The following is a 13,604-nucleotide window of genomic DNA, read 5'->3' on the forward strand; positions in this document are numbered from 1 at the left end:
GCCATGTCACAGCAACTGTGGTCCGAAGTGGACGACTATCTGTCCGGGGTGCTCGTCCCGTCCGATCCCGCCCTCGAAGGCGCGCGGAAGGCGTCGGACGAGGCCGGGCTGCCGTCGATCGCCGTCGCGCCGAACCAGGGCAAACTGCTCAACCTGATGGCGCGGATGATCGGCGCCCGGTCCATCCTGGAGATCGGCACGCTCGGCGGGTACAGCACGATCTGGCTCGCCCGCGCCCTGCCGCCGCAGGGCAGGCTCGTCACCCTCGAATACGACCCGAAGCACGCCGAAGTCGCGCGCCGCAACATCGACGCGGCCGGGCTCGGCGGGCTGGTCGACGTCCGCGTCGGCAAGGCGCTGGACCTGCTGCCGTCGGTCGACGGCCCGATCGACCTGGCGTTCATCGACGCCGACAAGGCCAACAACCCGGCCTACTTCGAGGCGTCGCTGAAGCTCGTCCGGCCCGGGGGCGTGATCGTGGTCGACAACGTCGTCCGCGGTGGCGCGGTGACCGACGCCGCCAGCGAGGATCCGAACATCCAGGGCATCAGGCGGCTGCACGAGATGATCGCCGCCGAACCCCGTGTCGACGCGACGGCGATCCAGACGGTCGGCAGCAAGGGCTACGACGGGCTGACCGTCGTGCTCGTGAAGCCCTGACGGACATCGCTCGGCCCGCCGGGCCGGGCCAGGTCCGTGAAGGCCTCCTTGAGGGACTCTGGGTCCCTCAAGGAGGCCTTCACGGACTTGCGAATCGCCACTCACGACCCACTGGGCCGAAGCATCACCGCGGCGCAGTCGTGGCGGGACGCGGTTCGGAGCCGTCCGGCCACCGCGCCGGCTGTCCTCGATGGACACCGTTCATGAAGCGCTGCCACATGTCCGACGGCAGCGTCCTGCCGGTCAGTTTCTCCCCGGCGGCGTCCCGCATCCGGCGCGGCTCGTCGGAGCCGACCCAGACCGCGGTCGCGAGCTGCGGCGTGTACCCGACCGCCCAGCCGCCCGCGTTGTCGTCCGTCTCGTCGAACCGGAAGTCGCCGGTCTTCAGCGCCGCCGGACGATCCTTCAGACCGGTGGCCAGCACCTGGCTCATCGTCCCCGCGATCCGGCGGCTCAGCGCCTCGTCGCCCCGGAACGCGGGCGTCTTGTCCGGCGGCCGTTCCCACACGACTTCGCCGTTCTCGTCCCGGATCTTCGATACCAGATGCGGGGTGGCGCGCATGCCATCGGCAGCGAAGGTCGCGTAAGCACCGGCCATGTCGCTGGGGCGTAAGGGATACCGGCCGACGGCGATCCCCGGGCCGATCAGGAACCCGTCCTTCTCCCGCAGGGTCACGGCGCCGTCGACGGACTCGGGGATCCCGGCCGCCCGGGCGCCGTCTCGGACCGCTTCGGCGCCGAGCTTCTTCGCCAGGTCGACGAACGGACCCTGAGCGCCCCGCCCCATCGCCTCGCGCAGCGTGCACTTCCCGCCTTCGCCGCATTGGTCCTGGAACTCGAAGGTCTCGCCGAGGAAATCGACCGACGGGGGCGCCTTCAGCGGTTCGTCCACGTTCACGCCCCGTTCGAGCCCGGCGGCGAGGATCAACGGCTGGAACGCCGTGCCGGTGCCGTACGGGGTGCCCGCGTAGTCGTGCACGCTCCAGCCACCGCCGTTGTAGGCGCGGATGGCCCCGGTCCCGGGCTCGACGGCGACCAGCGACGCGCGGAAATGCTCCGGCTGGCCCTTCAACCGCTCCTTGACCGCCTTCTCGGCTTCGGCCTGGGCACGCGGATCGATGGTCGTCTCGACCTTCATGGCGCCGCCACGCAGCCGGTCGAGCGGGTAGCCGACCTGCTCGAGTTCGGCGAGGACCTGCTGCTTGATGTGGTACTGCTCGTAGGTGACGCGACCGGCGCGGGTCTCCGACGGCGCCTGGATCGCGTCCTCCGGATAGGTCATGGCGACCGCTTCCGCCTGGCTCACATAGCCACGCGCGACCAGTTTGTTCACCACGTAGGACCAGCGCTTCATGGCGTGCTCGTGGCTGGAGGCGTACGGGTCGTGCACCGAAGGCGACTGGATCATCCCCGCGAGGAAGGCCGCTTCGCTCCAGGTCATCGAGTCGTCGAGTTTGCGGCCGAAGTAGGCGTTCATCGCCGACGCCGGGCCGTACGTACCGCGGCCGAACGAGATGATGTTGACGTAGCTTTCGAAGATCTCCTTCTTGGTCTGCTGCTGGGTGATCTTCGTGGCGAGCACGAGTTCGGAGAACTTCCGCGTGAGGGTGGCGTCCTCGTTGCCGGTGGACTTCTTGATGTACTGCTGGGTGATCCCCGAGCCGCCGCCGACCCCGGTCACCAGCGCGCGGCCGAGCCCGGTGAGGTCGAAACCCTCGTTGTCCCAGAAGGTCGGGTCCTCGGTCGCGACGATCGCGTCGCGCAGTTTCGCGGGGACGGCGTCGTAGGGCACGAACAGCCGGTCGCCGCCGGGCGGGACCACCTTGAGCAGTTCGGAACCGTCGGCGTTCTGCAGGACGACGGTCTTGTCGAGATCGGCGAGCACCTCTTGCGGGCTGCGGACGTCGAGCAGGACGTACGCGAGCCCGAACGCGACGACCGGGATGCCGATCACCAGGCCGAGCGTCCACGCGACGATCTTGCGCCACCTGCGCTTCTTCGGCTTCGGCTCCGGGGTGGCCGTGGTCTCCGACTCGGGTGCGTCTGCCTCATCCGGGTTTTCCACGCCAGGTTAGACGCCCGAACGAGTGAAAAGGTTGTGGGAAAGTCACCAAACTGCCTCCGGTTTACGACTTGAAGAATTCTTCATTTGATAATGTGGTCAGATGCCCGTCCCCCTGTACCAGGCCAAGGCGGAGTTCTTCCGCATGCTGGGCCACCCGGTCCGGATCCGTGTACTGGAGCTGCTCGCCGAAGGCCCGAAAGCCGTCCGCGAACTGCTCGCCGAGATCGAGGTCGAGGCCTCCAACCTCTCCCAGCAGCTGGCCGTCCTGCGCCGGTCGGGAATCGTCACCTCGACCCGCGAGGGCTCGACGGTGGTGTACGCGCTCGCCGGTGGTGACGTCGTCGAGCTCCTACGCGCGGCCCGGCGCATCCTCACCGAGCTGCTGGCCGACCAGAACGCCTTGCTCGCCCAGCTACGCGACGCGGAGTGACGGCGTGGCGGGTCTGAGACTTTCGGAACTGCGCTCGCTCCTGCCCGGTCGTGAAGACCTGCGAACGCTCAAGCGCGCTCCCCGGCGCGACCTCACGGCGGGCCTGACCGTCGCGATCGTCGCCCTTCCGCTGGCGCTCGGTTTCGGCATCTCGTCCGGCCTCGGGGCCGAAGCCGGGCTGGTCACCGCGATCGTCGCCGGCGCGCTGGCCGCGATCTTCGGCGGCTCCAACCTCCAGGTGTCCGGGCCGACCGGCGCGATGACCGTGGTGCTGGTGCCGATCATGGCCACGCACGGGGCGGGCGGCGTGCTGACGGTGGGCCTGCTCGCCGGGGTCTTGCTGCTCCTGCTCGCGGTCGCCCGCGCCGGCCGGTACATGCGCTACGTGCCGACGCCGGTGGTCGAGGGCTTCACGCTGGGCATCGCCGGGGTGATCGCCTTGCAGCAGGTCCCCGCCGCGCTCGGCGTCGCCACGCCGGAAGGCGAGAAGGTGGCCGTCGTCGCGGCGAAGGCGGTGGCCGATTTCGCCGGGCATCCGGCCTGGCCGTCGATCGTGATCGCCGCCGGGGTCGCCGCCCTGATGCTGCTCGGCGCGAGGTGGCGGCCGTCGATCCCGTTCTCGCTGGTCGCGGTGGCCGTCGCGACCCTCGTGAGTCATTTCGCGCAGCTGCCGGTCGCTCGGATCGGCGCGCTGCCCAACGGTCTTCCCGCGCCCTCGCTGGACTTCCTGGATCTGTCGACCTTGGGCGCGCTGGCTCCCTCAGCCGTCGCGGTCGCGGCGCTGGCCGCGCTGGAAAGCCTCCTGTCGGCCACGGTCGCCGACGCGATGAGCGTCAACGAACGCCACGACCCGGACCGGGAACTCTTCGGGCAGGGCCTCGCGAATCTCGTCACCCCGCTGTTCGGCGGCGTGCCCGCCACCGCGGCGATCGCGCGCACCGCGGTCAACGTCCGTGCCGGGGCGAAATCGCGGCTGGCCTCGTTCACCCACGCGATGGTGCTGGCGGTGATCGTCTTCGCGGCCGCGCCGCTCGTGGCCACGATCCCGATCGCGGCACTCGCCGGGGTGCTGCTGGCCACCGCCGTCCGCATGGTCGAGGCGGGCTCGGTCCGAGCGCTCCTGCGCTCCACCCGGCGCGACGCGCTGGTCCTCGTGCTCACCGCGGCCGCGACGCTGATCCTGGACCTGGTCACCGCGGTCATCCTCGGTCTCGTCGTGGCGGGCGCACTGGCGCTGCGGGCGATCGCGAAGGCGGCTCGTATCGAAGAGGTGGCGCTCGACCACGCCGATCACGTCGCCGAGGAGCGGGCGCTCCTGGACGAGCACATCGTCGCGTTCCGGCTCGATGGACCGCTCGTCTTCGCCGCGGCGCACCAGTTCCTGCTGGAGCTGTCCGAGGTCGCCGACGTCCGGGTGGTCATCCTCCGGATGTCGCGGGTGTCGGCCATCGACGCCACCGGCGCCCTCGTCCTGCGCGACGCCATCGAACGCCTCGAACATCGCGGGATCACGGTCCTGGTGTCGGGGATCAAACCCGGCCACGAGAAGGTGCTCGACGAACTCGGCGTCGCGGACCGGCTCCGCGCGGAGGGCCGGGTGTTCCCGGATACGCCGCACGCGATCGATTTCGCGCACGCGCTGCTGACCTCAAGCGAGGAACGCGCGAAGCAGTGACGCGGTCCCTTCGACGTGTTCCGTCATCGCCCGGCGGGCCGCCTCGGAGTCCCCGGCGAGGATCGCGTCGACGATGGCCTCGTGCTGGGCGTTGGAATGCTCCAGGTTCGGTTCCAGCAGCGGGATCATGTCGAGCAGCTGGTTGACCCGCATGCGCGCGTCCGCCATCGCCGTGGTCAGCGAGCCGGACGCGGTGACCTCGGCGATCGCCAGATGCAGCCGCGAATCCTTGCGCCGGTAGTCGCCGACGTCGGCCGCCGCGGCCTCGGCGAGCGTGCTCGTCAGATGCTGCCGGTCGGCCGGGCTGAGCGAACGCGAGGCCGCCATCTCGGCGGCGCCGGTCTCCAGGACGTGCCGGAGGCCGAGCGCGTCCTCCAGCGTGGCGTTGTCGACCTTCCGGCCGTCGGCGGCGGGCGGGTCGGGCAGGACGTCGTTGACGAACGTGCCGCCGTACCGGCCGCGCCGCGACTCGACGTAACCCGCGTCGGACAGCGCGCGGATGGCCTCGCGCAGCGTCACCCGGCTGACCCCGAGCCGCTCGGCGAGCTCACGTTCCGAGGGCAGCCGCTCCCCCGCGCCCACCACGCCCAGCCGGATCGCCTGGAGCAGCCTTTCGACGGTCTCCTCGAAGGCGTTGCCCGCGCGCACCGGGCGGAACAGCGCGTCACCCGCTTTCGACTCCACCACTCGAGTTTAGGCGGCCCGCAATTCGTCCTCTGGATGCGGTACTTGCGTGTGCAACTACCGCATCCAGAGGACTAAACGCGGGGCATCAGCATTCGATGACGTTCACGGCGAGGCCGCCGCGCGCGGTCTCCTTGTACTTCACGCTCATGTCGGCACCGGTCTCGCGCATCGTCTTGATCGCCTTGTCCAGCGTCACGACGTGCGAACCGTCGCCGCGCATCGCCATCCGCGCCGCGTGGATCGCCTTCGACGCGCCGACGGCGTTGCGTTCGATGCACGGGATCTGCACCAGCCCGCCGACCGGGTCGCACGTGAGCCCCAGGTGGTGCTCGACGCCGATCTCGGCGGCGTTCTCCACCTGCGCGGGTGAACCGCCGAGGACCTCGGTGAGCCCGGCGGCGGCCATGGCGCTGGCCGAACCGACCTCACCCTGGCAACCGACCTCGGCGCCCGAGATCGACCCCGTCTGCTTGAGGATCGAGCCGATCGCGCCCGCGGTGAGCATGAACGTCACGATGCCGTCGTCCGACGAGCCCCGGATGAACCGCTGGTAGTAGTGCAGAACGGCCGGGATGATCCCCGCCGCGCCGTTGGTCGGCGCGGTGACGACGCGGCCGCCCGCGGCGTTCTCCTCGTTGACCGCCAGTGCGTACAGACTCACCCAGTCCATCGCGTACAGCGGATCGCCGACGCCGTCCTCCGCGAGCAGCTTCTCGTGCAACGCCTTCGCGCGCCGAGGCACCTTCAGGCCGCCCGGCAGGACGCCCTCGTGCTCGCAGCCGTTGCGCACACATTCCGCCATGACCTGCCAGATCTCCAGCAGCCCTTCGCGGATCTCCTCGCGGGTGCGCCATGCGAGTTCGTTGCGCAGCATGATCTCGCTGATGGACAGCCCGGTGTCCTCGCAGTGCTTCAGCAGATCCGCGCCGGTGCGGAACGGGAACTCCAGCTTCGTCGAGTCCTCGACGACGACGGTGTCGGTCTCGTAGGACTCGTCGCGGACGAACCCGCCGCCGACGGAGTAGTAGGTGCGCTCGCGCAGCACCTTCCCGTCGGCGTCGAACGCGCGGAAGATCATCCCGTTCGGGTGCGCCGGCAAGGATTTCCGCCGGTGCATGGTCAGGTCGGTGTCCTCGGTGAACACGATCTCGTGCTCGCCCCGCACCTTCAGCCGGCAGGATTCGCGGATCGCCGCGATCTTGCCGGGCACGGTGTCGGTGTCGATCTCCTCCGGACGCTCCCCGGACAGCCCGAGCAGCACGGCCTTGTCGCTGCCGTGCCCGAACCCGGTCGCGCCGAGCGAGCCGAAAAGCTCGCTCTGGACGCGTGCCGTCGCGGTGAGGTCACCGTCGGCCGCCAGACCGTCCACAAAGGTCAGTGCGGCGCGCATCGGGCCCACCGTGTGGGAGCTGGAGGGGCCGATGCCGATCGAAAACAGGTCGAAGACGCTGATCGCCATTGATCTGCCCTCCTTCCTATCTGGCCAGCAGTGAGCTGGCCTCTTGGGCCGCGGGCCCTTCGGCGGCGAGATGGGCCAAATTCTCCGACAGCGCTTCGCCGCGGTGGGCCTTCGTCTGGGCGAAAAGGCGACCGGCCCGATACGACGAGCGTACGAGCGGCCCGGCCATCACACCAGCGAAGCCCATCGCTTCGGCCGCCTTCGAATGCTCGACGAACTCTTCCGGCTTGACCCAGCGGTCCACCGGATGATGCCGCGGCGACGGGCGCAGGTACTGGGTGATCGTGAGGATCTCGCAGCCCGCGTCGACCAGATCCTTCATCGCCGGAGCCACCTCCTCCGGCGTCTCACCCATACCGAGGATCAGGTTCGACTTCGTCACCAGACCGGCCTCGCGGGCCTTCGTGATGACCTCCAACGACCGCGCGTACCGGAAACCCGGCCGGATCCGCTTGAAGATCCGCGGCACCGTCTCCACGTTGTGCGCCAAAACCTCCGGCCGCGAACCGAACACCTCGGCCAGCTGGTCCGGATCCGCGTTGAAATCCGGGATCAACAGCTCGACACCGGTGCCCGGATTCAACGCGTGGATCTGACGGACGGTCTCCGCGTACAGCCACGCACCACCGTCCTCCAGATCGTCACGCGCGACACCGGTCACCGTCGAGTAGCGCAAGCCCATGGCCTGCACCGACTCCGCCACCTTGCGCGGCTCGGTCCGGTCCAGCGCCTCCGGCTTGCCCGTGTCGATCTGGCAGAAGTCACACCGGCGCGTGCACTGGTCCCCGCCGATCAGGAACGTCGCCTCGCGGTCTTCCCAGCACTCGTAGATGTTGGGACAACCGGCCTCCTCACACACGGTGTGGAGGCCTTCACGCTTGACCAAACCCTTGAGCTCCGTGAATTCCGGACCCATGCGCGCACGGGTCTTGATCCACGGCGGCTTCTTCTCGATCGGGGTCTGCGCGTTGCGGACTTCCAGCCGGAGAAGTTTGCGCCCCTCGGGGAGCGCGCTCATCGGTTGAGGTCCGCGTACAACGGGTGCTTCTTGGCCAGCAGTTCGACCCGGGAGGCCAGCGACTGGCGCAGGTCCTCGTCGAAGTCCGGGCGCAGCGCCTCGGCGATGATGTCGGCCACCTCGGCGAAGTCCTCGGCACCGAAACCGCGGGTCGCCAGCGCCGGGGTGCCGATCCGCAGGCCGGAGGTGACCATCGGCGGACGCGGGTCGAACGGGACGGCGTTGCGGTTGACCGTGATACCGACCGAGTGCAGCCGGTCCTCGGCCTGCTGACCGTCCAAAGTGGAGTTGACCAGATCGACGAGCACGAGGTGCACGTCGGTCCCGCCGGTCAGCACGCGGACGCCGGCCTCGCTGCAATCCGTGCGCGACAGGCGGTCGGCCAGGATCTTCGCGCCTTCGAGCACACGCTGCTGGCGCTCGCGGAACTCCTCGCTCGCGGCGATCTTGAGCGCGACGGCCTTGGCGGCGATGACGTGCTCCAGCGGACCGCCCTGCTGGCCGGGGAACACCGCCGAGTTGATCTTCTTGGCGAGTTCCTGGCGGGACAGGATGATGCCGCCACGCGGACCGCCGAGGGTCTTGTGCGTGGTCGTGGTGACGATGTCGGCGTAGGGCACCGGGCTCGGGTGCAGCCCGGCCGCGACCAGACCGGCGAAGTGCGCCATGTCGACCATGACCTTCGCGCCGACCTCGTCGGCGATACGGCGGAACTCGGCGAAGTCGAGCTGACGCGGGTACGCCGACCAGCCGGCGATGATCAGCTTCGGCTTGTGCTCCTTGGCGAGGCGCTCGATCTCCTCGATGTCGACGATCCCGGTCTCTTTGTCGACGTGGTACGCGACGACGTTGTAGAGCTTGCCCGAGAAGTTGATCTTCATCCCGTGGGTCAGGTGACCGCCGTGGGCGAGGTCGAGACCGAGGATGGTGTCGCCGGGATTGAGCACCGAGACCATCGCGGCGGCGTTGGCCTGCGCGCCCGAGTGGGGCTGGACGTTGGCGTGCTCGGCGCCGAAGAGGGCCTTCGCGCGGTCGATCGCCAGCTGCTCGATGACGTCGACGTGCTCACAACCGCCGTAGTAGCGGCGGCCGGGGTAGCCCTCGGCGTACTTGTTCGTCAGCACCGAACCCTGCGCCTCGAGCACGCCCACCGGGGCGAAGTTCTCCGAGGCGATCATCTCCAGGGTCGACTGCTGCCGGTCGAGTTCGGCCGCGACGGCGGTGGCGACCTCGGGGTCCACATCGGACAGGGCAGCGTTGAACATCTCAGTTCTCCTGGGTCAAGACGGCGTACGCCTGGGCGTCGAGCAGGGCGGGCACGTCGCCGGTCAGACGCACCTTCAGGAGCCATCCTTCGGCGTACGGGTCCGAGTTGATGAGCTCGGGGGTGTCCGTTGTGGCCTCGTTCACCTCGACGACCTCGCCGTCCACGGGTGCGTACAGCTCGCTGACCGACTTGGTCGACTCGACCTCGCCGAACACCTCGCCCGCGGTGACGGTGTCGCCGACCGAGGGAAGCTGGACGAACACGATGTCACCGAGCGACTCGGCGGCGAAGGCGGTGATGCCCACGGTGGCGACGCCGTCGGCGACGTTCAGCCACTCGTGTTCCTTCGTGTACTTCAGGTCCTGGGGAATGCTCATGATGTCGGAAGGGCCTTTCAGGCGCGGGAGTAGAAGGGCAGGGCGACGACCTCGACGGGCTCGATCCGGCCCCGGATGTCGACGGAAAGCTCGGTGCCGGGCTCGGAGTGCTCCCGGTCCACGTAGGCCATGGCGATCGGGTAACCCAGCGTCGGCGAGAGGGCACCGCTGGTGACCTCGCCGATCTCGGTCTCGCCCGCCAGGACGGTGTAGCCGTGACGCGGCGCGCGGCGGCCGGAGCCCTTGAGCCCGACACGGACCCGGGGAACGTCCTTCTTGGACAGCTCTTCGAGCGCGGCTTTGCCGACGAAGTCGTTCGGCTTCTCGAACTTGACCACCCGGCCGAGTCCGGCCTCGAACGGGCTCAGCTGGAGGCTGAGTTCGTTGCCGTACAACGGCATTCCGGCTTCGAGACGCAGGGTGTCGCGGCAGGCGAGACCCGCCGGGAGCAGGCCGTGCGGCTCGCCAGCCTCGGTGAGGATGCGCCAGACGGCGGGCGCCTCACCGGCCGGGACGTACAGCTCGAAGCCGTCCTCGCCGGTGTAGCCGGTGCGGGCCAGCAGGACGTCGTGGCCCTTCACGACGGCCGGGACGCTCGCGTAGTACTTGAGCGCGCCCAGGTCGGCGTCGGTGACGGCGCCGAGGATCTCGACGGCCTTCGGACCCTGGACGGCGATCAGCGCGACGTCCTCGGACTTGTTCTCGACGACCGCGTCGAAACCCGAGACCCGCTCGGCCAGCGCGTCGGCGACCACGGCGGCGTTGCCCGCGTTGGCCACGACCAGGAACTTCTCGTCAGCGAGGCGGTAGACGACCAGGTCGTCCAGCACGCCGCCGTTCTCGTCGCAGATCATCGTGTAGCGCGCCCGGCCCGGCTTGACCCCGGACAGGTTGCCGACCAGCGCGTAGTCGAGGGTGTCGGCGGCCTGCGGGCCGGTCACCTCGATCTCGGCCATGTGGGACAGGTCGAACAGGCCGGCGGCCTCGCGGACCGCCTTGTGCTCCGCCAGTTCGCTGGAATAGCGGATCGGCATCGACCAGCCCGCGAAATCGGTGAACAGCGCACCCAGTCCTTTGTGGACTCCGTGCAGGGACGTCTCTTTCGACATCAAGTGCCTCAGTTCTCGTAGGCGTTGAGCGGCGGGCAGGAGCAGACGAGGTTACGGTCCCCGCGCGCACCGTCGATGCGGCGCACCGGAGGCCAGTACTTGGACTTGCGGTTCACTCCGGCGGGGTACACCGCCAGTTCGCGGTCGTAGGGCAGGTCCCACTCGCCGACGAGGGTCTCGGCGGTGTGCGGGGCGTTGCGCAGCGGGCTGTTGTCCGCGGCCCACTTGCCCTGCGCGACGGCGTCGATCTCCGCGCGGATGGCGATCATCGCCGCGATGAAGCGGTCGATCTCGCCGAGGTCCTCGGATTCGGTCGGCTCGACCATCAGCGTGCCCGCGACCGGGAACGACATGGTCGGGGCGTGGAAGCCGTAGTCGATCAGGCGCTTCGCCACGTCGTCGACGCTGACGCCGGTCTCCTTGGTGAGCCCGCGCAGGTCGAGGATGCACTCGTGCGCGACCAGGCCGTCCTGGCCGGTGTAGAGCACCGGGTAGTGCTGGTTGAGGCGCTCGGCCACGTAGTTCGCGGCGAGCACGGCGACCTGCGTCGCGGCGGTGAGCCCGCCCGCGCCCATCATGCGGACATACGCCCACGAGATCGGCAGGATCGACGCCGAGCCGTACGGGGCCGCGCTGATCGGGCCGACACCGGTCTCGGGTCCGGCCTTCTCCAGCAGCGGGTGGTTCGGCAGGTACGGCGCGAGGTGCGCGCGCACCGCGACCGGGCCGACGCCGGGGCCGCCGCCACCGTGCGGGATGCAGAAGGTCTTGTGCAGGTTCAGGTGCGAGACGTCGCCACCGAACTCACCCGGCTTGGCGAGCCCGAGCAGGGCGTTGAGGTTCGCGCCGTCGACGTAGACCTGGCCGCCCGCGTCGTGGACGATCTTGGCCAGCTCGTCGATGCCGTTCTCGTACACGCCGTGCGTGGACGGGTACGTGACCATGATCGCGGACAGCGTGTCGCGGTGGGCGTCGACCTTGGCGCGCAGGTCATCGAGGTCGACGTTGCCCTCGTCGGTGCACTTGACCACGACGACGCGCATCCCGGCCATCACCGCGGAGGCGGCGTTCGTGCCGTGCGCGGACGACGGGATCAGGCAGACCTCGCGTTCGGTCTGGCCGTTGGCGTGGTGGTACGCGCGGATCGCGAGCAGACCGGCGAGCTCGCCCTGGCTGCCCGCGTTCGGCTGCAGCGACACCTTGTCGTAGCCGGTGACCTCGGCGAGCCAGCCCGACAGCTGCTCGACCAGGGTGTGGTAGCCCTCGGCCTGGTCGGCGGGCGCGAACGGGTGGATCCCCGCGAACTCGCGCCAGCTGATCGGCTCCATCTCGGTGGTGGCGTTGAGCTTCATCGTGCAGGAGCCGAGCGGGATCATGCCGCGGTCGAGCGCGTAGTCGAGGTCCGAAAGGCTCCGCAGGTAACGCAGCATCGCGGTCTCGGAGCGGTGCGAGTGGAAGACCTCGTGGGTGAGGTACTCGCTCTGGCGGCCGAGGCCCGCGGGCAGGGCCTGGGCGCTTCCGGCCTGGTTTTCGATCCCGAACGCGTTGAGCACCTTGGCGATGATCGCGGGCGTGGTGACCTCGTCGACCGCGATGCGGACGTGGTCGGCGTCGACCGGGCCGAGGTTGATCCCGTTCTCCCGCGCGACCGCGACGACCGCTTCGGCCTGGCCGGGCATGCGGGCGAGGACGGTGTCGAAGAAGCCCTCGTGGACGACCTCGACGCCGCCCTCGCGGAGGGCTCCCGCCAGTCCGGCGGCGAGTTCGTGGACGCGGGTCGCGATGCGCTTGAGGCCGTCCGGACCGTGGTAGACCGCGTACATCGCGGCGAGCACGGCGGGCAGGACCTGCGCGGTACAGATGTTGGAGGTGGCCTTCTCGCGGCGGATGTGCTGCTCGCGGGTCTGCAGGGCGAGGCGGTACGCGGGGTTGCCGTCGGCGTCGACCGAAACGCCGACCAGACGACCCGGCAGCGAGCGCTCGAGCCCGGCGCGGACGGCCATGAACCCGGCGTGCGGGCCGCCGTAGCCGAGCGGGACACCGAAGCGCTGAGTGGAACCGGCGGCGATGTCGGCGCCGAACTCACCCGGCGCGGTGATCAGGGTGAGGGCGAGCAGGTCGGCGGCGACGGTGTACAGCGCGCCGGCGGCCTTCGCGGTCTCGGAGATGGCGGAGTAGAAGCCCGCGCCGCGCAGCACGCCGGAAGCGCCCGGGTACTGGACGACGACGCCGAAGAACTCCTCCGGCAGGCCGGTGAGCAGGTCGCGGACCTCGACCTCGACGCCCATGGCCTCGGCGCGGGTGCGGACGACGGCGATGGTCTGCGGCAGGCATTCGGCGTCGAGGACGACCTTGTTCGACTTCGCCTTCGACGCGCGGCGCATCAGCATGACGGCCTCGGCGACGGCGGTGGACTCGTCGAGCAGGGAGGCGTTCGCGGTGGCGAGACCGGCCAGCTCGGAGACCATGGTCTGGAAGTTGAGGAGGGCTTCGAGACGGCCCTGCGAGATCTCCGGCTGATACGGCGTGTACGCCGTGTACCAGGCCGGGTTCTCCAGCACGTTGCGGCGGATGACCGCCGGGGTGACCGTGTCGTGGAAGCCGAGGCCGATCATCTGCGTCATCGGCTTGTTGAGCGCGGCGAGCGCGCGAAGCTCGGCGATGGCGTCCTCTTCGGACGCGGCGGGGGGAAGGTCGAGGTCGCGGGTGACGCGGATCGCGGACGGCACCGCGGCCTGCACCAGGGCATCGAGACTGCCGAAGCCGACCTCGGCGAGCATCTTGGCCTGCTCGGACTCCGAGGGGCCGATGTGCCGGTCGTCGAAGGACGTACTGGTCAAGGGAGCTCCTTGGGTCA

The 13,604-nt window shown here is 69.6% G+C and carries 11 protein-coding genes; 3 read left to right on the forward strand and 8 right to left on the reverse strand.

The genetic code is table 11. The features are described from left to right. Positions 1 to 3: 3 nt before the first annotated feature. The gene (locus DMC64_RS33485) at positions 4 to 660 is read left to right on the forward strand and encodes an O-methyltransferase (RefSeq protein WP_037342155.1); all 657 of its coding nucleotides are present in this window, start codon (positions 4 to 6) and stop codon (positions 658 to 660) included. A gap of 124 nt (positions 661 to 784) precedes the next feature. On the opposite strand, the gene DMC64_RS33490 is transcribed toward DMC64_RS33485, so the two are convergent. Next, the gene (locus DMC64_RS33490; RefSeq protein ID WP_125736756.1) at positions 785 to 2,725 is read right to left on the reverse strand and encodes a transglycosylase domain-containing protein; all 1,941 of its coding nucleotides are present in this window, start codon (positions 2,723 to 2,725) and stop codon (positions 785 to 787) included. A gap of 100 nt (positions 2,726 to 2,825) precedes the next feature. Here DMC64_RS33490 and DMC64_RS33495 point away from each other — a divergent pair, with 100 nt between their 5' ends. Both DMC64_RS33495 and DMC64_RS33500 read left to right on the forward strand, forming a co-directional pair. Further along, entirely contained in the window at positions 2,826 to 3,155 is a 330-nt protein-coding gene (locus DMC64_RS33495) for a helix-turn-helix transcriptional regulator (protein WP_007031391.1), read from the forward strand. Between the two features lie 4 nt (positions 3,156 to 3,159). Further along, positions 3,160 to 4,830 carry a SulP family inorganic anion transporter gene (locus tag DMC64_RS33500; RefSeq protein WP_125736757.1) on the forward strand — a complete coding sequence of 557 codons (1,671 nt, stop codon included), beginning with the start codon at positions 3,160 to 3,162 and terminating at the stop codon, positions 4,828 to 4,830. On the opposite strand, the gene DMC64_RS33505 is transcribed toward DMC64_RS33500, so the two are convergent. From DMC64_RS33505 to gcvP, 7 genes are all read right to left on the reverse strand, one after another. After that, positions 4,804 to 5,514 carry a FadR/GntR family transcriptional regulator gene (locus DMC64_RS33505; RefSeq protein ID WP_052120855.1) on the reverse strand — a complete coding sequence of 237 codons (711 nt, stop codon included), beginning with the start codon at positions 5,512 to 5,514 and terminating at the stop codon, positions 4,804 to 4,806. The two genes, DMC64_RS33500 and DMC64_RS33505, sit on opposite strands and share 27 nt — an antisense overlap. A gap of 88 nt (positions 5,515 to 5,602) precedes the next feature. Further along, entirely contained in the window at positions 5,603 to 6,976 is a 1,374-nt protein-coding gene (locus DMC64_RS33510) for an L-serine ammonia-lyase (RefSeq protein WP_125736758.1), read from the reverse strand. A gap of 16 nt (positions 6,977 to 6,992) precedes the next feature. Beyond that, on the reverse strand, positions 6,993 to 7,994 hold the full coding sequence (gene lipA, locus DMC64_RS33515) for a lipoyl synthase (RefSeq protein ID WP_016336367.1): 1,002 nt from the start codon (positions 7,992 to 7,994) through the stop codon (positions 6,993 to 6,995). Beyond that, positions 7,991 to 9,259: a serine hydroxymethyltransferase gene (gene glyA, locus DMC64_RS33520; protein WP_037342146.1), complete on the reverse strand. Its 1,269-nt coding sequence runs from the start codon at positions 9,257 to 9,259 to the stop codon at positions 7,991 to 7,993. The genes lipA and glyA overlap by 4 nt, the downstream gene beginning before the upstream one ends. 1 nt (position 9,260) lies before the next feature. After that, on the reverse strand, positions 9,261 to 9,638 hold the full coding sequence (gcvH, locus tag DMC64_RS33525; RefSeq protein WP_038509617.1) for a glycine cleavage system protein GcvH: 378 nt from the start codon (positions 9,636 to 9,638) through the stop codon (positions 9,261 to 9,263). A gap of 17 nt (positions 9,639 to 9,655) precedes the next feature. Continuing rightward, positions 9,656 to 10,747, reverse strand: a complete 1,092-nt coding sequence (gene gcvT / locus DMC64_RS33530; RefSeq protein WP_125736759.1) for a glycine cleavage system aminomethyltransferase GcvT — start codon at positions 10,745 to 10,747, stop codon at positions 9,656 to 9,658. An 8-nt stretch (positions 10,748 to 10,755) separates the two neighbouring features. Then, on the reverse strand, positions 10,756 to 13,587 hold the full coding sequence (gcvP, locus tag DMC64_RS33535) for an aminomethyl-transferring glycine dehydrogenase (protein ID WP_125736760.1): 2,832 nt from the start codon (positions 13,585 to 13,587) through the stop codon (positions 10,756 to 10,758). Between the last annotated feature and the right edge of the window lie 17 nt (positions 13,588 to 13,604).

The organism is Amycolatopsis sp. WAC 04197 (genome assembly GCF_003947475.1).
Lineage (GTDB): Bacteria > Actinomycetota > Actinomycetes > Mycobacteriales > Pseudonocardiaceae > Amycolatopsis > Amycolatopsis japonica.

Excerpts from the sequence above, each read along its gene's own strand:
- glyA (WP_037342146.1), bottom strand. The coding sequence starts at position 9,259 with ATGTTCAACGCTGCCCTGTCCGATGTGGACCCCGAGGTCGCCACCGCC.
- DMC64_RS33495 (WP_007031391.1), top strand. The coding sequence starts at position 2,826 with ATGCCCGTCCCCCTGTACCAGGCCAAGGCGGAGTTCTTCCGCATGCTG.
- lipA (WP_016336367.1), bottom strand. The coding sequence starts at position 7,994 with ATGAGCGCGCTCCCCGAGGGGCGCAAACTTCTCCGGCTGGAAGTCCGC.
- DMC64_RS33510 (WP_125736758.1), bottom strand. The coding sequence starts at position 6,976 with ATGGCGATCAGCGTCTTCGACCTGTTTTCGATCGGCATCGGCCCCTCC.
- gcvH (WP_038509617.1), bottom strand. The coding sequence starts at position 9,638 with ATGAGCATTCCCCAGGACCTGAAGTACACGAAGGAACACGAGTGGCTG.
- DMC64_RS33485 (WP_037342155.1), top strand. The coding sequence starts at position 4 with ATGTCACAGCAACTGTGGTCCGAAGTGGACGACTATCTGTCCGGGGTG.
- gcvT (WP_125736759.1), bottom strand. The coding sequence starts at position 10,747 with ATGTCGAAAGAGACGTCCCTGCACGGAGTCCACAAAGGACTGGGTGCG.